At 64.1% G+C, this 24,510-nt stretch carries 24 protein-coding genes, 2 tRNA genes and 1 pseudogene; 13 read left to right on the forward strand and 14 right to left on the reverse strand.

The genetic code is table 11. The features are described from left to right. Nucleotides 1-9 precede the first annotated feature (9 nt). The 8 genes from pheT to M2320_RS00945 form a co-directional block, all read right to left on the reverse strand. Nucleotides 10-2,439 carry a phenylalanine--tRNA ligase subunit beta gene (gene pheT, locus M2320_RS00910; RefSeq protein ID WP_264595681.1) on the reverse strand — a complete coding sequence of 810 codons (2,430 nt, stop codon included), beginning with the start codon at nt 2,437-2,439 and terminating at the stop codon, nt 10-12. A gap of 24 nt (nt 2,440-2,463) precedes the next feature. After that, nucleotides 2,464-3,546: a phenylalanine--tRNA ligase subunit alpha gene (pheS, locus tag M2320_RS00915; RefSeq protein WP_264595682.1), complete on the reverse strand. Its 1,083-nt coding sequence runs from the start codon at nt 3,544-3,546 to the stop codon at nt 2,464-2,466. Nucleotides 3,547-3,651: 105 nt separating this feature from the next. After that, entirely contained in the window at nt 3,652-4,017 is a 366-nt protein-coding gene (gene rplT, locus M2320_RS00920; protein WP_264595683.1) for a 50S ribosomal protein L20, read from the reverse strand. A gap of 42 nt (nt 4,018-4,059) precedes the next feature. Beyond that, complete coding sequence (gene rpmI, locus M2320_RS00925; RefSeq protein WP_184426160.1) at nt 4,060-4,260, reverse strand: 50S ribosomal protein L35; 201 nt, start codon at nt 4,258-4,260, stop codon at nt 4,060-4,062. A gap of 134 nt (nt 4,261-4,394) precedes the next feature. Further along, nucleotides 4,395-5,159, reverse strand: coding sequence for an alpha/beta fold hydrolase (locus M2320_RS00930; RefSeq protein WP_264595684.1), 765 nt, complete (start codon nt 5,157-5,159; stop codon nt 4,395-4,397). After that, the gene (locus tag M2320_RS00935; RefSeq protein WP_264595685.1) at nt 5,160-6,470 is read right to left on the reverse strand and encodes an MFS transporter; all 1,311 of its coding nucleotides are present in this window, start codon (nt 6,468-6,470) and stop codon (nt 5,160-5,162) included. Between the two features lie 94 nt (nt 6,471-6,564). Further along, a complete protein-coding gene (infC, locus tag M2320_RS00940; protein ID WP_184426166.1) occupies nt 6,565-7,092 on the reverse strand; it encodes a translation initiation factor IF-3 in 528 nt (175 codons plus the stop codon). 198 nt (nt 7,093-7,290) lie between these two features. Further along, the gene (locus M2320_RS00945) at nt 7,291-8,451 is read right to left on the reverse strand and encodes a glycosyl transferase (RefSeq protein WP_264595686.1); all 1,161 of its coding nucleotides are present in this window, start codon (nt 8,449-8,451) and stop codon (nt 7,291-7,293) included. Nucleotides 8,452-8,513: 62 nt separating this feature from the next. On the opposite strand from M2320_RS00945, the gene M2320_RS00950 reads away from it, so the two are divergent. The 8 genes from M2320_RS00950 (at nt 8,514) to M2320_RS00985 (ending at nt 16,632) form a co-directional block, all read left to right on the forward strand. Next, nucleotides 8,514-9,281 carry an alpha/beta hydrolase gene (locus M2320_RS00950; RefSeq protein ID WP_264595687.1) on the forward strand — a complete coding sequence of 256 codons (768 nt, stop codon included), beginning with the start codon at nt 8,514-8,516 and terminating at the stop codon, nt 9,279-9,281. A gap of 96 nt (nt 9,282-9,377) precedes the next feature. Further along, complete coding sequence (locus M2320_RS00955) at nt 9,378-9,794, forward strand: hypothetical protein (RefSeq protein ID WP_264595688.1); 417 nt, start codon at nt 9,378-9,380, stop codon at nt 9,792-9,794. A 69-nt stretch (nt 9,795-9,863) separates the two neighbouring features. Beyond that, a tRNA-Leu gene (locus tag M2320_RS00960) sits at nt 9,864-9,948 on the forward strand. Between the two features lie 246 nt (nt 9,949-10,194). After that, nucleotides 10,195-11,352 carry a phosphoserine transaminase gene (locus M2320_RS00965; protein ID WP_264595689.1) on the forward strand — a complete coding sequence of 386 codons (1,158 nt, stop codon included), beginning with the start codon at nt 10,195-10,197 and terminating at the stop codon, nt 11,350-11,352. A gap of 87 nt (nt 11,353-11,439) precedes the next feature. Continuing rightward, on the forward strand, nt 11,440-13,026 hold the full coding sequence (gene serA / locus M2320_RS00970) for a phosphoglycerate dehydrogenase (protein ID WP_264595690.1): 1,587 nt from the start codon (nt 11,440-11,442) through the stop codon (nt 13,024-13,026). A gap of 134 nt (nt 13,027-13,160) precedes the next feature. After that, nucleotides 13,161-14,117: an acetyl-CoA carboxylase carboxyltransferase subunit alpha gene (locus tag M2320_RS00975; protein ID WP_184426176.1), complete on the forward strand. Its 957-nt coding sequence runs from the start codon at nt 13,161-13,163 to the stop codon at nt 14,115-14,117. 153 nt (nt 14,118-14,270) lie between these two features. Beyond that, nucleotides 14,271-15,539 (forward strand): L,D-transpeptidase family protein, encoded by a 1,269-nt coding sequence (locus tag M2320_RS00980; RefSeq protein WP_264595691.1) that lies wholly within the window; start codon nt 14,271-14,273, stop codon nt 15,537-15,539. Between the two features lie 4 nt (nt 15,540-15,543). Next, nucleotides 15,544-16,632, forward strand: coding sequence for a glycosyltransferase family 4 protein (locus M2320_RS00985; protein WP_264595692.1), 1,089 nt, complete (start codon nt 15,544-15,546; stop codon nt 16,630-16,632). A gap of 6 nt (nt 16,633-16,638) precedes the next feature. Here M2320_RS00985 and M2320_RS00990 read toward each other — a convergent pair whose 3' ends face one another. From M2320_RS00990 to groES, 3 genes are all read right to left on the reverse strand, one after another. Next, nucleotides 16,639-17,016 carry an integration host factor subunit alpha gene (locus tag M2320_RS00990; protein WP_264595693.1) on the reverse strand — a complete coding sequence of 126 codons (378 nt, stop codon included), beginning with the start codon at nt 17,014-17,016 and terminating at the stop codon, nt 16,639-16,641. A 250-nt stretch (nt 17,017-17,266) separates the two neighbouring features. After that, complete coding sequence (groL, locus tag M2320_RS00995; RefSeq protein ID WP_184426182.1) at nt 17,267-18,904, reverse strand: chaperonin GroEL; 1,638 nt, start codon at nt 18,902-18,904, stop codon at nt 17,267-17,269. Between the two features lie 84 nt (nt 18,905-18,988). After that, nucleotides 18,989-19,276 carry a co-chaperone GroES gene (groES, locus tag M2320_RS01000; protein WP_264595694.1) on the reverse strand — a complete coding sequence of 96 codons (288 nt, stop codon included), beginning with the start codon at nt 19,274-19,276 and terminating at the stop codon, nt 18,989-18,991. Nucleotides 19,277-19,481: 205 nt separating this feature from the next. On the opposite strand from groES, the gene M2320_RS01005 reads away from it, so the two are divergent. Both M2320_RS01005 and M2320_RS01010 read left to right on the forward strand, forming a co-directional pair. Continuing rightward, a complete protein-coding gene (locus tag M2320_RS01005) occupies nt 19,482-20,585 on the forward strand; it encodes a 2'-deoxycytidine 5'-triphosphate deaminase (RefSeq protein WP_264595695.1) in 1,104 nt (367 codons plus the stop codon). Between the two features lie 35 nt (nt 20,586-20,620). Further along, nucleotides 20,621-20,695 (forward strand) — tRNA-Gly (locus M2320_RS01010). A 125-nt stretch (nt 20,696-20,820) separates the two neighbouring features. Here the strand turns inward: M2320_RS01010 and M2320_RS23330 are convergent. Together M2320_RS23330 and M2320_RS01015 are read right to left on the reverse strand one after the other, a co-directional pair. Continuing rightward, a pseudogene (locus tag M2320_RS23330) lies at nt 20,821-21,429 on the reverse strand (ATP-dependent Clp protease proteolytic subunit); the annotation flags it as partial. 26 nt (nt 21,430-21,455) lie between these two features. Next, complete coding sequence (locus M2320_RS01015) at nt 21,456-22,109, reverse strand: hypothetical protein (RefSeq protein ID WP_264595696.1); 654 nt, start codon at nt 22,107-22,109, stop codon at nt 21,456-21,458. A gap of 266 nt (nt 22,110-22,375) precedes the next feature. Here M2320_RS01015 and M2320_RS01020 point away from each other — a divergent pair, with 266 nt between their 5' ends. Genes M2320_RS01020 through M2320_RS01030 form a run of 3 tightly spaced genes read left to right on the forward strand, consistent with a single transcriptional unit; the run spans nt 22,376 to nt 24,022 of the window. Next, entirely contained in the window at nt 22,376-22,594 is a 219-nt protein-coding gene (locus M2320_RS01020) for an FmdB family zinc ribbon protein (RefSeq protein ID WP_184426227.1), read from the forward strand. Nucleotides 22,595-22,596: 2 nt separating this feature from the next. Beyond that, nucleotides 22,597-23,241 (forward strand): methyltransferase family protein, encoded by a 645-nt coding sequence (locus M2320_RS01025; RefSeq protein ID WP_264595697.1) that lies wholly within the window; start codon nt 22,597-22,599, stop codon nt 23,239-23,241. Between the two features lie 31 nt (nt 23,242-23,272). Beyond that, complete coding sequence (locus tag M2320_RS01030) at nt 23,273-24,022, forward strand: SDR family NAD(P)-dependent oxidoreductase (protein ID WP_264595698.1); 750 nt, start codon at nt 23,273-23,275, stop codon at nt 24,020-24,022. Nucleotides 24,023-24,083: 61 nt separating this feature from the next. On the opposite strand, the gene trxA is transcribed toward M2320_RS01030, so the two are convergent. Continuing rightward, entirely contained in the window at nt 24,084-24,404 is a 321-nt protein-coding gene (gene trxA / locus M2320_RS01035) for a thioredoxin (protein WP_184426234.1), read from the reverse strand. Between the last annotated feature and the right edge of the window lie 106 nt (nt 24,405-24,510).

A 24,510-nucleotide genomic window follows, 5' to 3' on the forward strand; every position in this document is an offset into this window, starting at 1 on the left:
CCTCCCAAATTAGCCCCGCAATTCGGCCCCCGTCTTCTTGCCGACTTCGGCGACAATTTTCGAACTGATCGCCTCGATCTCTCCATCCGTGAGCGTTTTTTCGCGAGGCTGCAAGGTAACGTTGAGCGCCACGGACTTTTTCCCATCAGGAACGCCTGGCCCCTGATAAAGATCGAACACGCCGACATTGACGATCATCTGCCGATCAGCCCCTTGCGCCGCCTTGATCAAATCTGCGGCTTTGACGTGTCTGTCGACGATGAAGGCGAAATCGCGCTCCAGCGGCTGGAAGTCGGACAGCTCCAGCTTCGGTTTGGCGCGCGTCGGCTTCGCCTTCGGCGCGGGCAGAACATCGAGGAGAATTTCAAAGGCGACCAGCGGTCCCGTCGCATCCAGCGCTTCGAGCGCGCGCGGATGCAGCTCGCCGAACCAGCCCAGAATGTTTTTGGGGCCGAATTGCAGCGTGGCCGAACGCCCCGGATGCAGGAAGGCTGGACCGCCTGAAACGAGTTGCACCGACTGCGCGGAAACGCCGAGCACCGAAAGCAGCGCGAACAGGTCGGCCTTGACGTCGAACACGTCGACCGCGCCCGCCTTGCCGTCCCAGTGGCGGCCAGCGCCGGCCGGCTTGGCGGTTCCGCGCCGCAGACCCGCGGCAGCGATGAACTGGCCGTCCGCCGCATCGGTCTTGAAAACCTGACCGACCTCGAACAGCGCGGTGTCGCCGAACCCCCGCGCGGCATTGGTCTTGGCGGCGGCGATCAGGCCGGGAACCAGGCTCGGCCGCATATCGGAGAGATCGGCGGCGATCGGATTTGCGAGCGCCAATTCCGGCGCGCCGCCGCCGAAAAGCTCGGCCTGCGCCTTGGAGATGAACGACCAGGTGACCGCCTCGACCATGCCGCGCGACGCCAGGGCGCGCCGCGACGCGCGCACCCGCCGCTGCAATTGCGTCAGCACCGCGCCAGCGACAGACCCTTGGCGCTCCAGCGGCGTCGGCGTGACGCGGTCGAGACCGGCCAGACGAATGATCTCTTCGACAAGGTCGGCCTTGCCCTCGATGTCGGGACGCCAACTCGGGGCGCGGACCTGCACATGGCTGGCGTTGCAGGGCTGCGCCGCCAGGGCGAAACCGAGCTCCTCCAGCTTGGCCTTCATGTCGCTGGGATCGAGTTCAACGCCGGTCAGGCGCTGCACTTCGGAGAGCGGGAAATCGATGGGTTCGGCGGGCGCGGGAACGACGCCAGCAACGGAAATTTTTGACGGCTCACCGCCGCAGAGGTCCAGGACCATGCGCGTCGCCAACTCAAGGCCGGGCACGGTGAATTCAGGGTCGACGCCGCGCTCGAACCGATAGCGCGCGTCCGAGACAATGCCGAGTTTGCGTCCGGTCTGAGCGATGTTCGCCGGGTCCCACAGCGCAGATTCGATCAGCACATCGGTGGTGGCGTCGTCGCAGCCAGTGCTTTCGCCACCCATCACGCCGGCAAGCGATTCCACGCCACGGTCGTCGGCGATGACGACAACGTTTTCATCCAGCGCATAGGTCTTGCCGTCGAGCGCGACAAGGTTTTCGCCGGCCTTGGCGCGACGGATGACCAGATCGCCCGAAACCTTGGCGGCGTCGAACACATGGAGCGGGCGTCCGCGGTCGAACGTCATGAAATTGGTGATGTCCACCAGCGCGTTGATCGGGCGCAGGCCAATGCTTTTCAGACGCTTTTGCAGCCATTCCGGGCTCGGGCCGTTCTTGACGCCGCGCACGAGGCGCAGCGCGAACAAAGGCGCCAGCTTGGCGTCTTCAGCGGCGAAATCCAGCTTCGGGGTCACCGGGCTGGGAAAGGCGCCGGCGACCGGCGACGGCGCCGAAGTCTTGAGTGTTCCCAGACCCGCAGCCGCGAGGTCGCGGGCGATGCCGTAAACGCTCGCCGCATCCGAGCGGTTGGGCGTGAGGTTGATCTCGATCAGCGGATCGTCGAGCCCGGCATAGGCGGCGTAGGACGCTCCGACCGGCGCGTCCTCGGCCAGTTCGAAAATGCCGCTCGAATCCCCCTCGAGGCCCAGTTCTTCCGGCGAGCACATCATGCCGCCGGATTCGACGCCGCGAATGACGCCCTTGGCGATGGTGAAATCCTTGGCCGGGATATAGGTCCCGGGCGGGGCGAACACGGTTTTCAGGCCGGCGCGGGCGTTAGGCGCGCCGCACACCACCTGCAAGGGCGCGGCCTCGCCGACATCGACCTGGCAGACGCGCAGGCGGTCGGCGTTGGGATGCTGGTCCGCCGTGACAATCCGCGCGATGCGGAAGCCGCCGAGCGTTTCGGCCGGGTTTTCCAAACCTTCGACTTCAAGGCCGATGCGGGTCAGGGTCTCCGCGATTTCGGTCAGCGACGCCTGGGTATCAAGGTGGCTTTTCAGCCAGGAGAGCGTGAATTTCATCGTCTGTCTCTGAAAGGCGCGGGTTCAGCTCGAAAGGCCGCCGGCAAGCGTCGGCAGGTCGAGCGGCCGAAAACCATAGTGCTGCAGCCAGCGCACATCGGCTTCGAAGAAGGCGCGCAGGTCGTTCATGCCATATTTGAGCATGGCGATGCGATCGATGCCCATGCCCCAGGCAAAACCCTGGAATTCATCGGGGTCGAGGCCGCAATTGCGCAGCACATTGGGATGGACCATGCCGCATCCCAAAATTTCGAGCCAGTCGTCGCCCTCGCCAAACCGCATTTCACCGCCTTTTCGCGAGCACTGAATGTCGACTTCAGCGGACGGCTCGGTGAAGGGGAAAAAGCTCGGGCGAAACCGCATCTTCACATTGGGCACTTCGAAGAAGGTCTTGCAGAATTCTTCGAGAACCCACTTCAAATGGCCCATATGCGCCTTGCGGTCGATGACAAGGCCTTCGACCTGATGGAACATCGGCGTGTGCGTCTGGTCGGAATCGCAGCGATAGGTGCGGCCCGGGCAGATCACGCGGATCGGCGGCGGATTCTTCAGCATGGTGCGCACCTGCACCGGCGAGGTGTGGGTGCGCAAAAGCTTGCGCTCGCCATCGGCCTTGCGGTTGAAGAAGAAGGTGTCGTGCATTTCGCGCGCGGGATGGCCGGGCGGGAAGTTCAGCTTGGTGAAATTGTAGTCGTCGCTTTCGACATCCGGCCCTTCGGCGATGGAAAAGCCCATATCGCTGAAAATCGCGGTCAGTTCGTCCATGACCTGCGAGATCGGATGGATGCGGCCGGTCTCCAGCGCGCCGGCGCGGGTCGGCAGGGTCACATCAATCGTTTCGCTCGCCAGCCGCGCTTCCAGCGCGGCCTCTTTCAACACGCTTTTGCGCGCGGAAAGCGCCTCGCCGACCTTGTCCTTCAGCGCATTGATCTTCGCGCCTTCGGTCTTGCGCTCCTCAGGCGACATTTTACCCAGAGTGGCGAGCAGGGCGGATATGGAGCCTTTTTTCCCGAGCGCGGCGACGCGGACGTTTTCCAGCGCGGCCTCGTCGGCGGCGGCGTCGACGGCGGCGAGGGTTTCGGCTTCGAGTTTTGTGAGATCGGACATGTGAAAACCTTGCGTTGCAGCGGGTAATGCCACGCGGAGGGAACGCTGGAAAGCAAAAAAGCCCGCCGGGTCGCAGCGGGCTTCTTCAAATCGCGTGCGCGAAAATCAGGCGGCGGCGGGCAGCGCGGCCTTGGCCTTTTCGACGATGGCGGCGAAAGCCGTCGGCTCGGAAATGGCGAGTTCCGACAGAACCTTGCGGTCCACTTCGACGCCAGCCTTGGAGAGGCCGTCGATGAAGCGGCTGTAGGTCAGGCCGAATTCACGCACGGCGGCGTTGAGGCGCTGAATCCACAGGGCGCGCATGGTGCGCTTCTTCGCCCGGCGGTCGCGCGTCGCATATTGCATCGAGCGGTCGACGGCGGCCTTGGCGGCGCGGATGGTGTTCTTGCGGCGGCCATAAAAACCCTTGGCGGCCTTGAAAACTTTCTTGTGCTTGGCGTGCGAGGTGACGCCGCGTTTGACGCGAGCCATGGATGATCTCCAGTTTTGACTTGGTTACGGACGGGCTGGGGATCAGCCGTTGGGCAGGAAGAATTTTTTGACGTTATCCCCGTCGGTCTTGAACATGATGTTCGTGCCGCGCAGATTGCGGATCTGCTTGTTCGTCCGCTTGATCATGCCGTGGCGCTTGCCGCGCTGGGCATAGACCACCTTGCCGGTGCCGGTGATCTTGAAGCGCTTTTTCGCGCCGGATTTGGTCTTCAGCTTGGGCATTTCGCTCTCTCGTTTGGGGGCCTTGCGGCCCGAGTGTTTCGGCAGGAGCCAAAAAACCCGCCACGGCAGCCCTTTACTGGCCGGGCGGATTGAAGCGGCGCTTATAGGGGCAAACACGGGCGTTTGGCAAGCGCCTACGCGATATCTCGCAGAAAATCCCCCACCGCCGACAAAACCTCGTCCGGCTTTTCGCGATGGGGAATGTGGCCGCAGTTCTTCAAGATCAAGGTTTGTCCATGCGCCGGAAGCGCGCCGATGCGTCGCGGGTGCGCCACAGACCCATATTCGTCGTGTTCGCCGTGGATCGCCAGGACCGGGCAGGTCACGCGCCGCAACGCTTCGTCAAGCGTCCAACCGGCGAACGCGTCGGAATGCCAGGCCTCGGTCCAGGCGTCGAGCACCCATTGCGCGTTATCGCCGTGGTAGCGGCGCAACCGGTCGAATTGCCCGGGCTTTTCGAATTCCGCCTTGGCCGCGCGAATACCGTCGAGAATGCAGTCCTCGACAAAAGCTTGCGCGGCCTCGGTCACCACCGCCGCCGTGACGGAGGGAAATTGCGCAGCCGCCGACAGCGCCATGCCGCCGCCGACGCTATGGCCGAACAGGACCACGCGATCCCAAGCGAATTTCGCGCACAGATAGGGAAGATTGAGCGCTTCATCGTCGATGAAGCTGGTCGGCAGCCGGCCTCGACGCGGATCGGAGCGTCCAAAGCCCAATCGATCATAGGCGAGCACGGCGCGCCCCGTCGCCTCCGACAAAAGCGCGGGAAAGCCGCGCCACAAGTCCACCGACCCCAGCGAGTCATGGATCAGGATGATGGGCGCCAGCGGCCCCTCCGCAGGCCAGTGTCGGGCGAAAAGCCGCCCCTGCGGCGTCGAGACAAAAAAATCTTCCATTCATTCCAACAAGGTGTTGTCCGCGTTTTCCCGATCCAGCATCGACGTTTTCTTTGTGTCGGGCAGAAAGAAATAGACCAGCAGCGAACAGAAAATCACCGCGCTGGCATAATAATAGAAGCCGCTCTCAAATCCCACCGACTTGAACCACAAAGCGACATATTCCGCCGTGCCGCCGAAGAACGACACCGCGACGGCATAGGGCAGGCCGACGCCTGTGGCGCGCAAACTCGCGGGGAAGAGTTCGGCCTTCACCACGGCGTTGATCGAAGTGTAGGGCGCCGTCATGATCCAGCCGAGCGCGACGAGGAAAAACGCCTCCCACGGCCCATGCGCCCGCGACAGGACCGAGAGCAGTGGAACCGTGCCGAGCGCGCCCATGATTCCAAAGGCCAGCAGCACCGGGCGGCGGCCGATGCGGTCGGACAATGCGCCATAGAGCGGCTGAATCAGCAAGGCGAACACCAGCGCTCCGGCGCTCACCCAGGTGCTCTCCCTGTCGCTCAAACCCACGGTGAGCTTCAAGAATTTCTGCATGTAGATCGTGTAGACATAGAAGGCGAGCGTGCCGCCCATGGTCAGACCGACAACGATCAGCGCCTCGCGCCTGTGCGCCCACAGGGCGCGCAAGCCGCCGCCCGCTCCCCGCGCCTTGGCGTTCTTGAACGCTTGCGTCTCCTCGAGGTCACGGCGCATCCACAGCGCGAACAGGGCGAGGCCTGCGCCGATGAAGAAGGGAATGCGCCAGCCCCAGGCGCGCAACTCCTCCGGCGTCAGCACGAGATTTTGCAGGACCAGCAGGACCGAGAGCGCGCCAAGCTGCCCGCCGATCAGGGTCACATAGAGAAAACTGGAATAAAACCCACGCCGCGAACTCTCGCCCATTTCGGCGACATAGGTGGCGCTGGCGCCATATTCGCCGCCCAGGCTCAGGCCCTGAATCAGGCGCGCCAACATCAGCGCCGCCGGCGCGAGCACGCCGATCTGCGCGTAAGTCGGGGTGAGCGCGATCAGCAGCGAGCCGCCGCACATCATCAGCACCGACAGCATCAGCGAACGCCGGCGCCCATAGCGGTCGCCGATCAGGCCGAACAGCCAGCCGCCGATCGGCCGCATGAAGAAGCCCAGCGCAAAAATGCCGGCCGACGACAGCATCTGCGCGATTTCGTCGGATTTGGGGAAGAAGGACGGCGCGAAATAAAGCGAGAAGGCCGCGTAGACGTAGAAATCGTAATATTCGACGAGATTGCCGAGCGAGCCGACGACGATCGCCTTCAGGCGCGACGGATCGATTTTTTCGGCTCCAGCCATTCCCGTCCTCCCGCCCGATCAGGGTTCGAGCGGGAAGAATGGGAGAAAGCGGACGCCATAAGCAATTCTTATTATTTGGGCGCGGCTCCAAACGTCATTTTGGAGCGAGCACCATGATCATCTGGCGACCGTCAAGCGAAGGCTCCAGTTCAATCTTGGCGATGCCGAGGGTCTCAGCCTTGACGCGCTCCAGAACCTTGAAGCCGAGATCCTGGTGGGCCATTTCGCGGCCGCGGAAGCGCAGCACGAACTTGACCTTGTCGCCTTCCTCGAAGAAGCGTTTTACAGCCTTCATCTTGGTTTCGTAATCATGGTCGTCAATGCCGGGACGCAGCTTGATTTCCTTGATTTCGACGACCTTCTGCTTCTTGCGGGCTTCGGCGGCCTTTTTCTGCTCGTTGAAACGATATTTGCCGTAATCGAGGATCTTGCAGACCGGCGGATTGGCGTTCGGGACGATTTCGACCAGATCGAGTCCCTCGCTCTCGGCGAGTTGCAAGGCCTCGAGCGTATCGGTGACGCCACGGTTCTGGCCCTCCGAATCGATCAGCTGGACTTCGCGAACTCGAATTTCCCGGTTGGTGCGGGGTCCCTCCTTCTGCGGAACCGGGGGGGCTTTCATGGGACGGCGAATGGCGTGTTCTCCTTGAATTGAACGGGTCAGCCCCGGCGTCGGGCGGCCGGATCGCCGGCCTGCGACGAAACGCCCCGCGACCGAAACCACGAGGACTGAACCCGGGTACATTGTGGCGATTCCCGCCAAAGTCAACGCGCTTTTACCGCAGCTGAAGCGATTTTGACCTGGATCATGATTTAATTGTTACACACGAAAGTGGCGCGCGTAAGTCGAAAGCGTCAGCGCGCTCATGCGCTCGGCGGAGAAGGCGCGCGCATGTTCGGCGCCGCGCAGAGCCAGCGCTTCGCGCGCCGACGCGCCAAGCCGCAGCGCCTCCTCAGCGGCGCGGGCGAAGGCGGAGGGCTGATCGGGGGCGATGATCCAGCCGGTGCGCCGCGCCGGATCGACCTGCGGCGGCGTCAGCACGGTTTCGACATATTGATCCGCCGCGCTCTGCAACACCGCGGTGGGCGCGCCCAGCGCCTGCGCCTCCACGCTCAGGCGCGCGTCCCCCGCCGGGGTCGCCACAAGAGCGGCGGCAAGGCAAGCGGCCGCGGGATCGCCGCCCGCCACGCGCAGCACATGGCGGTCGAGCCCGAGCTGCCGGGCCTCGGCCTCGAACGGGCCGGAGGAGAGGTCGGCGCCTTCGGCGTCGCGCCAGACGAACCGAACCTCTTGCGCTTCATTGTCCAAAAAATTGCGCTTGGCCAATTGCGCCGCCGCCAGCAGGAAGAATTTCTGGCGATCGGACGGCAGGCCGAGCCCGACCACCACGCGTTCATGCGGGCGCACGCCCCAGCCCTCACGCAATTTCTTCACCCGCGCGGGGTCCATGGGCTGGGAGAGGCTGGCGTGCAAATCGACCCCACGCAATCCCCGGACGAATCGTTGCGCGAGATGCGGCCATTCAGCTTCGGCCGCCTCCAGGGCCTGCCGGCTATGCACGACGATTGTGTCCGCTTCCAGCGCGGCCGGACCGAAATCCTCGGCGACCAGAGGGATGCGCAATCGGCGCGCCGCGTGCAGCGCCGCCGCGAACCCGGCCTCGCCGCGCAGATGAATCAATTCGACGCCTTCGCGCTCGGCCAGAACCGCGAGACGGCTGCGGTTCATCGAGGCGGTGATCGGATTGCGCGCCGCGAGATCGAACGGCAGGAACACGCCGCCGCGCGCCTGCAATTCGCTGACCAGCGGCCCCTCGCCGCCGGCGACCAGGGCGCGCGCCCCCGCCTCGTCCAGAGCGGCGGCGGTTTCAATGCAGGCGAACGCCTCCGGCCCCGGCTCGAGCGCGGGTATCAATTGCAGGATGGTGCGTCCGAACAGACATTGATGGTCGGCGATATCCTCTTCGCCCCATGGCGTCATGACGCCTCCCCGGCTAAATCACGAATCAGCAAGACCATAGCTGGCCGCAGGACCGCAACCAAATGCCCGAAAACCATATGGCGCCGCAATTTTTCACCACCGCGCCCGGACAGCCGCGCCTCGCCTATTTTTCGCGCGCGGGTTTACGTGGGCCTGGGCTGTTCTGGCTTGGCGGCTACCGCTCGGACATGCGCGGCTCCAAGGCCACTTTTGTCGACGCTTTCGCCGCCGAACAGGACCGCTCCTGCCTGCGCTTCGACTATTCCGGCCATGGCGAATCCGAAGGCGCCTTTGAAGACGGGACCATCGGCTTGTGGGCGGAGCAGGCGACAACAATCTTTCGCGCCCTGACCGAGGGGCCGCAAGTGGTGATCGGCTCGTCCATGGGCGGCTGGATCGCGCTGCTGCTGGCGCGCGCTTTGGCGAAGCTCGGCGAGGCGGATCGGCTGGCGGGCATGGTCCTGATCGCCCCTGCCCCCGATTTCTCCGAAGAGCTGGTCCTGCCAAACCTGCCCGAAAAGGTGCGCGAGACGCTGGCGCGGGATGGTGTGTGGCGCGACGACCAGAATATCTTCACCCAGGAATTTTTCGACGATGGCCGCCGCCAGTCGGTGCTGGGCGGCGCGTTGCGCACATGGTGTCCTGTCCGCATTCTCCAGGGCATGCGGGACGACGCCGTGCCATGGCGTCACGCGCTCAAACTGCTGGAGCATCTCGCCGCCGATCCTGCGACCCTCACCCTGATTCGCGATGGCGACCACCGGCTGTCACGGCCGGAGGATCTTGATCTCCTGCGCGGGGCGCTGATGCAAATTCCTTCGCCGCAATAAAAGGTTCCTTAAGGTTAAGGTGTTGTTCTCGTGACAGGCGGAGGCGCGGAAGGGCGTCACCGCCAGGCGTGCGTTCAAGGCGCGGCGAGGAATGGCATGTGTGGCCAAAGTCAATTGCGTGAATCAGTTCTCGAGTGGTCCCTGCCTGTCGTGCACGATTGCCTTCGGGAATTTTACCTCCAGCATTTTCCGGCGCGCTCAGCCGCCTTCACCCTGCTCAGCCAGCTTCACTTCAAGCTCTGGACCTCGCTCATCACGAGCGATTTCGAAGCTGCACGCACGGACGCCGCGACCCTGGACCGGAAGGCCGGCGGGCTGAAGCCGGGTTTCGACCTCTGCGCCGCTGCCAACCGCTATGTGGCGGCGGAAGTGCTCGACCTCTCGCTGCGCCGTTTCCGGCGCATGCCGGAGGAGGCCATGCGGAACCACCAGGAACTGCTGAACATCCTGCTGCGCCTCGCGCCAAAGGCGGCGGTTTCCCAGGCGAAACCGGCCTTCAGACGGGCGGCCTGACATTTTTCTTCAACAAAATGTGACACCTGGGTTGACAGGGACGGCCCGCCCCCATAGAAGACGCCCCGGGCCCAGGTGGCGGAATTGGTAGACGCGCTGGTTTCAGGTACCAGTGGTGCAAGCCGTGGAGGTTCGAGTCCTCTCCTGGGCACCAACTCATTTTTGAGTTGGTCGCCGCACTCTCCCGCAAAGGCGTTCGCGCCTTCCGCACATGCTGCGGAATAGTCCTCGCAGACAGTTCGCCCGCGATCGCGCCCCGGCGAGCTAAGGCGAATCGTAGTGGTTGCGCCGGCGCAACCTGCGTCCATTGGTCCCGCTTGACCCCCCCATGACACAAGCGTAATCGCGGCGGCGGGACATCTCGCCCCAACGCGAGGCGCCCATCTGTGAGGATGGCTTCATGTCAAAACCCGCCGCTCTGCCGAAAAATCCCAACTTTTCTTCCGGCCCCTGCGCAAAACGCCCGGGATGGTCGTTCGAGGCGCTTCATGATGCGCCGCTCGGCCGGTCCCACCGCGCCAAGGTCGGCAAGGCCAAGCTGAAGCTCGCCATCGACCTCACCCGCGAAGTTTTGCAGGTTCCCGCCGACTATCGCATCGGCATCGTGCCCGCCTCCGACACCGGCGCCGTCGAAATGGCCATGTGGTCGCTGCTCGGCCCGCGTCCCGTCGATGCGATCGCCTGGGAAAGCTTTGGCGAGGGCTGGGTCACCGACATCGTCAAGCAGCTGAAGCTCAAGGACACGCGCGTCCTCAAGGCGCCGTACGGCGAAATTCCCGACCTGTCCTCGGTGAATTTCGACAATGACGTGATCTTCACCTGGAACGGCACGACCTCCGGCGTGCGCGTGCCCAACGGCGACTGGATCCCCGCCGATCGCAAGGGTCTCACCATTGCCGATTCGACCTCCGCCGCCTTCGCGCAGCGCCTCGACTGGCCCAAACTCGACGTCGTCACCTTCTCCTGGCAGAAGGCTCTGGGCGGCGAAGGCGGCCATGGCGTGCTGATCCTGTCGCCGCGCGCGGTCGAGCGCTTGGAAAGCTACACCCCGGCCTGGCCGATGCCCAAAATCTTCCGCATGACCAAGGGCGGCAAGCTGATCGAAGGCATTTTTGAAGGCGAGACCATCAACACCCCGTCCATGCTCTGCGTGGAAGACTATATTGATGCGCTGAACTGGGCGAAAAGCCTGGGCGGCCTCGACGGCCTGATCGCCCGCGCCGACGCCAGCACCAAAGTGCTGGCCGACTGGGTGGCGAAGAGCGACTGGGCGACCTTCCTCGCCAAGGATGCGGCGATCGCCTCCAACACCTCCGTGTGCCTGAAGGTGAAGGACCCGGCGATCACCAGCCTTCCCGCCGACGCCCAGGCGGCTTTCGCCAAGAAGCTGGCGTCGCTGCTGGAGAAGGAAGAAGCGGCCTACGACATCGGCGCCTATCGCGACGCCCCTCCCGGCCTGCGCATCTGGTGCGGCGCGACCGTCGAAGCGGCTAATGTCGCCGTGCTCACGCAATGGCTCGACTGGGCCTTCGCAACAGCCAAAGCCGAACTGGCCTGAGGATTTTTCCCCGACGATTTTCGAGCCCCGCTTTGGACGTTTCCCCCAGAGCGGGGCTTTTTGGCATGAACTCAATGAGGACATAAAATGGCCCCTCGCGTTCTGATTTCCGACGCCCTCTCTCCCGCTGCGCTCGCCATTTTCAAGGAGCGCGGCGTCGAGGTCGATTTCCAGCCGGCGCTGGGCAAGAACAAGGAAAAGCTCGCCGCGATCATCGGCGATTATGATGGGCTGGCGATCCGCTCGGCCACCAAGGTCACGCCGGCCATTCTGGCGAACGCCAAGAATTTGAAAGTGGTCGGCCGCGCCGGCATCGGCGTCGACAATGTCGACATTCCCGCCGCCACGGCGCGCGGCATTATCGTGATGAACACGCCCTTCGGCAATTCCATCACCACCGCCGAACATGCGATTTCGCTGATGCTGGCGCTCGCCCGCGAAATCCCCGCCGCCGACGCTTCGACCCAGGCCGGCAAGTGGGAAAAGAACCGGTTCATGGGCGTGGAAATCACCGGAAAAATCCTGGGCGTGATCGGCTGCGGCAATATCGGCGCGATCGTCGCCGACCGCGCGCTCGGCCTGAAAATGCGCGTGATCGCCTTCGATCCGTTCCTCTCGGCGGAGCGGGCGAAAAACATCGGCGTCGAAAAGGTCGAACTGGCCGACCTGCTTTCGCGCGCGGATTTCATCACCTTGCACACGCCGATGACGCCGCAGACGAAAAACATTTTGTCCGCTGAAAACATCGCCAAGACGAAGAAAGGCGTGCGCATCATCAATTGCGCGCGCGGCGGTCTGGTCGACGAGGCGGCCCTGCGCGCGGCGCTCGACAGCGGCCATGTCGCGGGCGCGGCCTTCGACGTGTTCGTCGAGGAGCCGGCGACGTCAAACGTCCTGTTCGGCCACCCCAACATGATCTGCACGCCGCATCTCGGCGCCTCCACCAATGAGGCGCAGGAGAATGTCGCCTTGCAGGTGGCGGAGCAGATGGCGGATTATCTGACCCGCGGCGCGATCAGCAACGCCATCAACTTCCCCTCGATCACGGCGGAAGAAGCCCCCAAGCTGAAGCCGTTCATCGCGCTCGCCGAAAGACTCGGCTCCTTCGCCGGCCAGATGACCGACACCGGCGTGAAAAAACTGACCATCGTCTATGAGGGCCATGTCGGCGATTTGAAGATCAAGGCGCTGACCGCTTCGGCGCTCGCGGGTTTCCTGCGCCCGATGCTGTCGGATGTGAACGTGGTTTCGGCGCCGGCGGTGGCGCGCGAGCGCGGCATCGTCATCGACGAAACCGTGCGCGCGGCGGAAGGCGATTACGATTCGCTCGTCACCATCGAGGTCGAGAGCGAGTCCGGCGCGTTCTCGGTGTCCGGCGCCGTGTTCAACGACGGCAAGCCGCGCGTGGTCGAAATCGGCGGCATCCGCGCGGAGGCCGAATTCGCCCCGTCGATGATCTATGTCTCCAACGCGGACAAGCCCGGCTTCATCGGCCGTTTCGCCGGCCTGCTCGGCGACGCGGGCGTCAATATCGCCACTTTCGCGCTCGGCCGCGACGCCGAGGGCGGCTCGGCCATTGCGCTGGTCGCGGTGGACGGCGACGTGCCGGAAAAGGTGTTCGCCGGCATTTCCGCTTTGCCCGGCGTGAAGCAGACCCGCGCGCTGAAATTTTAAGCGCGCCCCCTGCGGCGCCGGGACCGGCGCCGCTCACTTGACTTCCCGCGCGGAAATCGACAGTTTCCGCGCGCTTTCCGGCGCGGCGACGTCCGCGTTTCCGCGTCGCGCCTCGCGCAGGGCTTAAAGGCAACATGGCTTCCTACCTCGATTTTGAAAAACCCGTCGCCGAACTCGAAGCGCGCGTCGAAGATCTGCGCGCCCTGTCGGAAAAGAAGGATTCGCCGAACATCGGCGAGGAGCTCGCCAAGCTCGAGGCCAAGGCCGCCAAGGCGCTGGCCGACCTTTATGCGGCGCTCACCCCCTGGCAGAAGACGCAGGTCGCCCGTCATCCGCAGCGCCCCCATTGCGTCGACTACATCGCCGGGCTGATCGAGGATTTCACGCCTCTGGCCGGCGACCGCAAATTCGCCGAGGACGAAGCCATCATCTGCGGCCTCGGGCGATTCCGCGGCCAGTCGGTCGCGGTGATCGGCCAGGAAAAGGGTTTTGATACGGCCTCCCGCCTCAAGCACAATTTCGGCATGGTCAAGCCCGAGGGCTATCGCAAGGCCGTGCGCGTCATGGAGCTGGCCGACCGCTTCGGCCTTCCCGTCATCTCCTTCGTCGACACGGCCGGCGCCTTTCCCGGCATCGAGGCGGAGGAGCGCGGCCAGGCCGAAGCCATCGCCCGCGCCACCGAAGCCGCGCTGGTGCAAGGCACGCCCAATGTCGCCACCGTGATCGGCGAAGGCGGGTCGGGCGGCGCGCTCGGCATCGCCGCCTGCAATGTCGTGCTGATGCTCGAACATTCGATCTACACCGTGGCCTCGCCCGAGGCGTCCGCTTCGATCCTGTGGCGCGATTCCAGCCGGGCCCAAGACGCCGCCACCAGCATGAAGGTGACGGCTCAGGATCTGATGAAATTCGGCATTATCGACGGCATCGTCGCTGAACCCGTCGGCGGCGCGCATCGCGACCCCGAGGCGACCATCCGATCGGTCGGCGACGCCGTCGCCAGCGCGCTCGCGCGCTTCGCCGAATTTTCGCCCGAGGCCGTGCGCGCCTTCCGCCAGGAGAAGTTCTTAGGAATCGGCCGCGGCAAGGTCTGATTCCCGCCGCAAATCGCCTTTACCCTTTTTGTTTGGCTTAAGGCGTTTTTAACCATGGCGTCGGATTGCGCGCCGCCGTGGTAAGGATGGTGTAAGCTTAATGGCGGTAAACCCGCAGCGACGCATAGGCGTCGCGCGAGGATGGATCGGAACATGAGCGATAAAAGATTTTTCCGTCGGACCGGCGGCGTCTTTTCGCACACGTCGGCTTTGCTCGGCGTCGGACTGCTCGGCGCCCTCTCAGGCTGCAACAGCGTCGGCACGGATCGCTCGATGCAGGCGCTCTCCAGCGAGACCGTCGCCTTGATGGCGGAAAAGGGGGTCACCCCCCATTCGCCCATGCTGATCCGCGCCTACAAGAAAGAATCCGAGCTCGAAGTCTGGAAGATGCGTCCGGACGGGACCTATGTCCATCTGAAGACCTTCCCGATCTGCCGCTGGTCCGGCCAGCTCGGCCCGAAGCGCCGCGAGGGCGACCGGCAATCGCCCGAGGGGTTCTACACGATCACCCCGGCGCAGATGAACCCGAACTCGGCCTATTACCTGTCGTTCAACGTCGGCTATCCCAACGCCTATGATCGCGCCCATGGCGCGACCGGCGGCGCGGTCATGGTCCATGGCGTCTGCTCGTCGGCCGGCTGTTTTTCGATGACCGACCGCCAGATCGCCGAAATCTACGCCATGGCGCGCGAAAGTTTCGCCGGCGGCCAAAGGTCGATCCAGATGCAGGCTCTGCCCTTCCATCTGAACCCGACCAATCTCGCCAAATTCCGTCTCGACCCCAACATGCCCTTCTGGAAAGAGCTGAAGAAGGGGGTCGATCATTTCGAGGCCACCCATCACGAGGTGAACGTCGGCGTCTGCGGCGGCCATTATGTGTTCGGCGTCAAATCCGCCGCCGGCCAGCCGCTCGACCCCGAGGCGCCCTGCCCGGCCCTCGCCGCCTCCGAGCCCGACGTCGAGGCGCAGGTGGCGCAGCGCGAACGCAGCGACGAGGCGCAAGTCGCAGCGCTGGTGAAACAGGGCGAGCGCCCGATTCGCCTGGTCTACAAGGACGGCGGACAGCACCCGACCTTCGCCAATATCACCGAGCACGAAGTCGGCCGCGCCGACGCCTTGACGCCGCCGGTGGAAGTGGCGCTCGACGGCGGCCAGGGCGTGAAGGCCCGGACAGCTCCGCTGGCCGTCGCGACAAAGATGGCGCCAGACCCGTCGCAAGCCCAGCCGGCGCAAAGCCAGTCGATCGTCGCACAGACCAAGCCGCCGGCGAGCGCCTCGACGGCCAGACACGCCACAGCGCCGGCGCCGGTCGGAAAAATCGGGACCGCGCCCAAGCCCCCGGAAAAACCGACAGCAGCCGCCAAACCGCTGGTCGAACCGAAGAAGGTCGCCCGCGCCGAACCGCGCTCCGACGATCGCTGAACCTGTGAAGTCGACAGGGGAGACGCCGGACCTGCGCGGGTTGCTCGCGGTCACGCCCAACCTGCACTGGCGCTATTCGGGTGTGACCTCCACGATCCTCGCCTTGGCGCCCTATGCGGCCCGGCAGGGTCTTGTGGCCTGCGTCGGCTCGGATCTGACGGCGGAAACGCCGCAAATCCCGTTCCGCCAGATTTTCACGCAAGGCTGGTCGCGGCCGCCGCGCGGAACCCACCGCATTTTTCACGCGCGCCGCAACAACGAGATGATCGTCGGACTGTTGCTGAAGCACGTGCTGCGCCAGCCCTGGAAAATCGTCTTCACCTGGGCGGGGCAGCGTCGGCAGAGCCGGTTCACGCGCTGGATGCTGCGGCGGATCGACGGGGTGATCGCCACCTCGGACGCCTCGGCCTCCTATCTGGAAGTCCCCTGCGCCGTCATCCATCACGGCGTCGATGTGCAACGGTTCCGACCGCTCGCCGACCGCGCGACGGCATGGCGCGAGTCCGGCCTGCCCGGAACATTCGGCCTTGGCGCCTTCGGCCGCCTCCGCGCGCAGAAAGGCACGGACGTCCTGATCGAAGCCGCCCTGCGCCTGCTGCCAAACTATCCGGATGCAACCCTGCTGCTCACCGGCCTGGTCACGCCCGACAATGCCGATTTCGTCGCCGGGCTGAAGGAAAAAATCGCGGCCGCCGGACTGGAGCAGCGCATCCTTTTTCTCGGCGAGCAGCCGCGCGAGAAAATGCCGTTCTGGTTCGCGCTGGTTTCGGTTTACGTTGCGCCGATGCGCTGGGAGGGTTTTGGCTTGACGCCGCTCGAAGCCATGGCCAGCGGAACCGCCGTGGTCGCCACCCGCACGGGCGCGGCGGCGCAGCTGGTGGCGGAGGGCGAAACCGGTTTTCTCATCCCGCCCGGCGACGTCGATGCGCTCGCCGCGGCATTGGAGCCGCTGCTCGCCGATCCCGAGCGCGCGTCACACATGGGCGCACGGGGCCGCGACAAAGCCCTGACGCAGCACGACATTGCGCGCGAAGCCGCCAGCATTCAGGCCTTTTACGAAAAAATCCTGGGCGTCAGCCTGTCCCGCGCGTGAACGCGTTCATTCCTCGACGGGCGCATCGCCATTGATCCTGGCGATCAATGTCGGTGAGGGTTTGAAGGTGAGGACGCGGCGCGCCGTGATCTTGGCCTCGACGCCAGTGCGGGGGTTGCGGCCGACGCGCTCGCGCTTGGCGCGAAGCGTGAAGGCGCCAAAGGCGCGAATCTTGACCGGATCGTTCTGCACCAAGGCGCCGACGATTTCCTCGAGCGTCATTTCAAAGAGCTCGCGCGCCTGCGCGCGAGACAGCGTCGGGCAGGCGTTGTAGACGGCGTCGAGCAGTTCGACGCGCGTGATGGTTCTGGATTCCGGCGCCTGCGTCGCGCCGAGGGAGTCCCGCACGGCGGACAATTTCTTGGAATGATATTGCTGGTCCATATTTCCCTCCGGCCTGGACGGTGACGGCGTCCCTTCCGGTTGTCGTTGGCGAAGCGCCTAACAATTCTGTTCGTTATTCCGCTCAAGCCTCGCGCGAAAGTGGCGTTGGTCATGTGTGTTAAATGACCAAGGTCAAGCCCGCCCGCTGCTAAAGCATGACATTGTCCGCAAAAATCAAAGATTTCAAGAGACCAAATAAAAAGGCCGCCCGGAGGGGCGGCCTTCCAATCGTAAAGATGTGAACGATGGATCAGAAATCCATGCCGCCCATGCCGCCGCCCGGGGGCAGCGCCGGACCAGCGTCCTTCTTCGGGGCCTCGACAATCGTGGCCTCGGTGGTGATCAGCAGGCCGGACACCGAAGCGGCGTCCTGGATCGCGGTGCGCACAACCTTGGTCGGGTCGATGATGCCGTGCTTGACGAGGTCGGCGTATTCGCCGGTCTGGGCGTCATAGCCGAAGGCATATTCGGAGGACTCGAGCAGCTTGCCGACGACCACCGCGCCATCGGCGCCGGCATTGTCGACGATCTGGCGCGCCGGGGCCTGGATGGCCTTGCGGACGATGTCCACGCCGGTCTTCTGATCGGAGTTGGTGACCTTGACGCCGTCAAGCGCCTTGATCGCGCGCAGCAGAGCCACGCCGCCGCCGGGCAGCACGCCTTCTTCCACCGCAGCGCGGGTGGCGTTCAGCGCGTCTTCCACGCGGTCCTTCTTTTCCTTCACCTCGACTTCGGTCGCGCCGCCGACGCGGATGATGGCGACGCCGCCCGCGAGCTTGGCCAGACGCTCCTGGAGCTTTTCACGGTCGTAGTCCGAGGTGGTCTCCTCGATCTGCGCCTTGATCTGGGCGATGCGGGCCTCGATGTCCTTCTTCTCGCCGTAGCCGTCGACGATCGTGGTGTTCTCCTTGTCGAGACGCACTTTTTTCGCGCGACCGAGGAGCGCCAGGGTGACGTTCTCGAGCTTGATGCCGACGTCTTCCGAGATCACCGTGCCGGCGGTCAGGATGGCGATGTCTTCCAGCATGGCCTTGCGGCGGTCGCCGAAGCCCGGAGCCTTCACAGCGGCGATCTTCAGGCCGCCACGCAGCTTGTTGACGACCAGGGTCGCGAGGGCTTCGCCTTCGACGTCTTCAGCGACGATGAGGAGCGGCTTGCCGGTCTGGACGACGGCTTCGAGCACCGGCAGCAGCGGCTGCAGGGTCGACAGCTTCTTCTCGTGGATGAGGATGTAGGGGTCTTCCAGTTCCGCGACCATCTTTTCGGCATTGGTCACGAAATAGGGGGAGAGATAGCCGCGGTCGAACTGCATGCCTTCGACGATGTCGGTCTCGGTCTCGAGGCTCTTGGCCTCTTCCACCGTGATCACGCCCTCGTTGCCGACCTTCTGCATCGCCTTGGCGATTTCCTGGCCGATGAAGGTGTCGCCGTTGGCCGAAATGGTGCCGACCTGGGCGATTTCGTCGTTGGAGGTGACCTTCTTGGAGTTCTTCTTGAGGTCGGCGACAATCGCCTCGACAGCAAGATCAACGCCGCGCTTCAGATCCATCGGGTTGAGGCCGGCGGCCACAGCCTTGGCGCCTTCCTTGACGATGGCGGCGGCGAGAACGGTCGCGGTGGTGGTGCCGTCGCCGGCGATGTCGTTCTGCTTGGAAGCGACTTCGCGGACCATCTGGGCGCCGAGGTTTTCGAACTTGTCGGACAGTTCGATTTCCTTGGCGACGGTCACGCCGTCCTTGGTGATGCGCGGGGCGCCGAAGGATTTTTCGATGACGACGTTACGGCCCTTGGGGCCGAGGGTGACCTTCACCGCATTGGCGAGGACTTCCACGCCGCGCAGCAGGCGGTCGCGGGCGTCGGTGGAAAAGCGGACGTCTTTAGCAGCCATGTTTAGCTCCGATAAAAATGAGGGGACGGATCAGCCGGCCAGACATCGCAAGGGATGTTCGCCGGGCTGAAATCACCGGTGATTTCAGGCGATCACGCCGAGGATGTCGGATTCTTTCATGATCAGGAGGTCCTGACCGTCGACCTTGACTTCGGTGCCGGACCACTTACCGAACAGCACGCGGTCGCCGGCCTTGACGTCGAGGGGGGCGAGCTTGCCGGACTCGTCACGCGCGCCGGGGCCGACGGCGACCACTTCGCCTTCCTGCGGCTTTTCCTTGGCGGTGTCCGGGATGATGATGCCACCCTTGGTCTTCTCTTCGCCTTCAAGGCGCTTGACGACGACACGGTCGTGGAGGGGACGGAAGGCCATGTTTATGTCCTTATCTTTGGTTGCAATCCGCCGGCTCGCAGCCGGGGTGAATGGGAGGGCTTGTTAGCACTCAAGTCAAACGAGTGCTAACAAGCTGCTGTCTAGATAGGGACGGGCCTGCGACGAGTCAAGGCTGAGGCGCGGCGCTTTTTTTGACAGGCTGCAGCTTTTCTCGCATGAGTTAATCAAAGCGAGGGAGTAAATCGTGGCCGCCGAGCCGATAGAGGACAAACAGGGCATTTTCGCGGCCCATCAGATCGCAGCGCTGGCGCAGAACGGCGCGATCCGCGCCAAACCGTTCGCCACGGACCAGATCCAGCCGGCGAGCCTCGACCTGCGCCTGGGACGCCGCGCGTTCCGCATGCGCGCCTCGTTCCTGCCGGGAGGGCGCAGCCTAGACGAGGCCATCAAGCGCCACGCCCTGCACGAGATCGATTTGAGCGCCGGCGCCGTGCTCGAAACCAATTGCGTCTATCTGGCGGAACTGTCGGAGGGCCTGGCGCTGCCGAAAGACATTTCCGCCGCCGCCAACCCGAAAAGTTCGACCGGCCGCATCGACGTTTTCACGCGCGTGATCGCCGACCGCGCCCGCGCCTTCGACACCATCGAAGCCGGCTATCACGGGCCGCTGTTCGCCGAGATTTCGCCGCGCACCTTTCCGATCCTGGCGCGCGAGGGCTCGCGTCTATCGCAGATCCGCTTTCGCCGCGGCCATACAAAATTGGACGGCGCCGGCCACGCCGCACTGCACGCCCGGGAAAAACTGGTGTCCAACGCCAATCCGGTCTTTGACGGCGGCATTCCCGTCTCCATCGACCTCTCCGGGTTCGAGGACGGTCTCATCGGCTATCGCGCCAAGCGTCACACCGGCCTGATCGACGTCGACAAACCCGCCTCTTGCGACGCCGCCGATTTCTGGGAGCCGATTTTTTCCCGCGGCGGCGGCGAACTGGTCCTGGACCCCGGCGAATTCTACATCCTCGCCTCCAAAGAGGCGGTGCGCGTGCCCCCGGATTATGCGGCGGAAATGACGCCCTTCGACCCGCTGGTGGGCGAGTTCCGCGTCCATTACGCCGGCTTTTTCGACCCCGGTTTTGGCGCGGAGGAAGCCGGCGGCGCCGGCGCCCGCGCGGTGCTGGAAGTGCGCTCGCACGACGTGCCCTTCATCCTGGAGGACGGGCAGGCGGTGGGCTGGCTGGTCTATGAAAAAATGGCGGAGAGGCCGCACGACCTCTATGGCGCCGGCCTTGGCTCGAATTATCAGGCGCAGGGCCTGAAACTTTCAAAACATTTTCGCGCGCCCCGTTGAAGGCGGCAGCGCGGCGGGTTAAGAGTTTCAGGAGCGCGGGCGTAGTTCAGTGGTAGAACGACAGCTTCCCAAGCTGTATGTCGTGGGTTCGATTCCCATCGCCCGCTCCAATTCGCGACAAAATGCGCAGGACCGCTGCGAAAAAACGCTGAACGGCTCCGCTCGCACGCCCCGTCTGACTGTCGCCTGATGGAATCAGCGCGTCGACGACGCCGGAGCCCGCCTCCACCAATTGCCGCGCGGTCACCCAGACATCACGGTTTTCGATTTTCGTCCGCATGTCGCGGAGCCAGAGGGTGTTCACCCGCGGCTGGGCAAAATCGGTCTCGTAAAAATTGTTGGTGACGACCGTCGCAATCCATTTGCTGGCGACCGCCGCGTCGGCGTTCTTCATGCTCTCGCGCCCTTTGGGAAGGTTGAGCTGCGCCTCATGGAACATGAAATGCGCGCCCGGATCGGCCGTGCGTCTGGCGCCCATCAGAAAAATCGGCACGCACATCGAGGCGCAGGCGGCGCCTTTCTCAACCCTTGTGTCTATGGCGCGTCCCCGGGCGGCCTCGCGGATCGCCGCCATCACCTCGCGCCCATGTGCGATGGAGCCGCCCGGAGAGTTCAAGGAAATCACCAGGCGGCGCGGATCGGATCGGACGCTTTTGATCGCCGTGGCGATGGTGTCGCGCATCGGCGAAGCGATCGGGCCGCTCCAGGAGAGCACGATGCGCTCTGCATCCGCGCTCACGGTCAATTGCTGGGCGTCGGGCCGAACCGACGCGGAAGGCGCCAGCACAGCCTTGGCGATGACAAAGGCCCCGCACATCATGCCCAAAGACTTCACAACCGACATGGCCGCCGCCTCCTCAAAGGACCGTGTCAGGCGGCGGCGCGAGGAGGCGGCGCCGCGTTCATCCGCGCCTGCAGCTCTTCAAGACCCGCGATCAACGCGCGATCGGCCGCGCCGCCTTTATATTGCCCCTTCAAGAGCGCATTCAGACCAACGAAGAAGGTCGCGAGCAAGCCGAACACCATGGCCACGAAGGTCAGCGTCCGGTTGAAGAGCTGCGTCTCAGCCGCATAGGCGATGCTCACCTGCGAAGGATTGGCCGCCGAGCGCACGGGAACCATCGCTTCGCCGCCGCCGCCGGCAAAAGCCATCATGAAGCTGACGTCGATCGGCGCCGCATTGGGTTCGGCCAGCGACTTCAGCATGGCGTTGCAGGTCGTGAGGATGAACTGGTGACGCGTGCATTTGCCGTCCGTCGCCGTCAAATCATAGGCGGGCCGCCACGTGTGCGCCAGCCGGTAATCGCGCAGGATGTCGCCGCCATAGGGGAGAACCAACCACCACAGCAAACCCGCCGCCGCAACCATCATCATGGCGAAGCTGACAGAACTGATATTCGACCAGAAGGGCAATTTGCCGGTCGACACAACCTCGGCCGCCGTCGCAAGATCCACCGGATTTTCAACCGGCCGGCTATAGGCCGCCGTGGTGTTGGCAGGTTTGCGCTTGCCAAATTCAACCATGACATACTCCAAAACAAAACCAATAATTACGCAACGTAAAAACGCGCAGCCGAAGAATTCGTAAACAGACGCTATCCACTCATCCTTTGGTGAATTGGCAGTAAAGCGGATTTCCTCAATGTCATCGATCCCTGTTCAAGTGGCTTGGGTCGCGAACGTGGGACGGCGCATTGGCTCATTGTCGCGAGGCGCCGCGCGCAAAGTCGGTTGAAATCCGCGCAAGCGCTGCTATCTCCTTGTCATTCTCAAGCCATCGCGGGGGCCCGATGCCGATCTACGGCTATGAATGCAAGAAGTGCGGTTCGACGTTCCAGACTCTGGTGCGTTCAGGCGAAACGCCGGAATGCCCGTCCTGCGGCGCGGTCGAGCTTGAACAGCAATTGTCGCTGATCGCCTCGCCGGCCAAGGGCGGCGAAGACTCGCCGCCGATGTGCTCGCCCGGTCCCGGCGGCGGCTGCGCCGGCTGTCCCGCCATGATGGGGTGAGCATGGGCCGGGCGCTCGCCATCCTGCTTGGTGGAGCGCTCAACGGCGCGCTGGTGGTTTACGCGAGAGGTTTTGCGGCCTTCGCAATGATCCCCGCGCTTTCCGGCCTCGCGCTTGCCTATGTCGCGCTGACCGTCGCGGCCCTCTTCGTCGGCGGCAATCTGAGCTCCGGCGAACGCGAGGACCGCAAAAACCGCTGGGTGCTGCCGGTCTTCGCCGTGCTTGGCCTCGCCATCGCGGTCATTCCAGCCTTCGACGATGCGCACGACATCTCCACCTTCGGCGGCGATGGACTGCGCCGGTTCGGCGTCACGCTTTTCGCGCTGGGCGGCGTCCTGCGGCTATGGCCGGTCGCGGTCCTCGGACATCGGTTCAGCGGCCTCGTCGCCATCCAACCAAACCACCGGCTGCAAACGAGCGGCGTTTACAGTCTGATCCGCCACCCCTCCTACCTCGGCCTGCTCGTCAGCTCGCTCGGCTGGGCGCTGGCCTTTCGCTCCAGCATCGGCGTCGTGCTGGTCGGACTGCTGCTCATTCCCTTGCTTGCACGCATCAAGGCCGAGGAGAACCTGCTCGCTTCGGAATTTGGCGCCGAATATGACGCGTTTCGCGCGCGGACATGGCGGATGATCCCCGGCCTCTGGTGAAACAAGATTCACTCCAACTCAGGATAGTCTCATGAAAACCCTGTTGGTCACCGGCGCGACGTCCGGTTTCGGCGAGGCCATTGCGCGGCGATCCATCCGCGATGGGCATCGCGTCATCGGCACGGGACGCCGCGTCGAGCGCCTCGAAAAACTGGCGGTCGAGTTGGGACCGAAATTTTTGGCGCGCCGCCTCGACATGATGGACACGGCCGCCATCGCCGAATTTCCGGACGCGCTCCCGGCAGACTGGCGCCAGATCGACGTTCTCGTGAACAATGCCGGCCTCGCGCTCGGACTGGCCCCAGGCTGGGAGGCCGACTTGAAACAATGGGACCAGATGATCGCCACCAACATCACGGGCCTCGCGCATATGACCCGCGCGATCCTGCCGCAGATGGTGGCGCGCAATGACGGGCTGATCGTCAATATGGGGTCTGTGGCCGCCAATTACGCTTATGCCGGCGGCCACGCCTATGGCGGCACCAAGGCCTTCGTGCGCCAGTTCACCCAGCACCTGCGCACCGACCTCGTCGGCTATAATGTCCGCGTCACCGACCTGGAACCGGGCATGGTCGACGGTTCCGAATTCTCTGTTGTGCGTTTCGGCGGCGACAAGGAGAAGGCCGCCGCGGTCTATGAGGGCACGCAATCGCTGACGCCGGACGATATCGCCGAGGTCGTGGCTTGGCTGGTCGCCCTGCCCCCGCACGTCAACATCAATCACATGGAGCTGATGCCGACCTGCCAGGCCGGCGGCGGCTTTGCCGTGAAGCGCAGATAAAAGCAGATAAAAAAGGGGCCGCTCGCGAACGCAGAGCGGCCCTTTTCAAAGCAGTGAAACCTCAGAGCCCGGCGCTGATCCATTTGGCGAGTTCGCCCTTGGGCGCGGCGCCGACCTTCTGCGAGGCGACCTTGCCGCCCTTGAACAGCATCAGGGTGGGAATCGAGCGGATGCCGAGCTTGCCGGCAATGCCAGGGTTTTCGTCGACATTGACCTTGGCGATCTTGACCTTGCCGGCATATTCCTTGGCGAGGTCTTCGAGCGACGGCCCGATCATCTTGCAGGGGCCGCACCATTCCGCCCAGAAATCCACCACCACCGGCTCTGCAGCTTGCAAAACGTCGGATTCAAAGGTGGCGTCGGTGACTTTGACAGTCGACATGGGAACCTCGCTGGGGGGAGAAGGCGCGAATCTTGAACGCGTCCGGTTGCAAGGAAAGTAGGAGTGGAGGGGGGTGGCGTCAAGGCGCGGCTTGTCCCGGAAGGGT

Origin of the sequence: Rhodoblastus acidophilus (assembly GCF_025961575.1) — a bacterium.
Lineage (GTDB): Bacteria > Pseudomonadota > Alphaproteobacteria > Rhizobiales > Beijerinckiaceae > Rhodoblastus > Rhodoblastus acidophilus_C.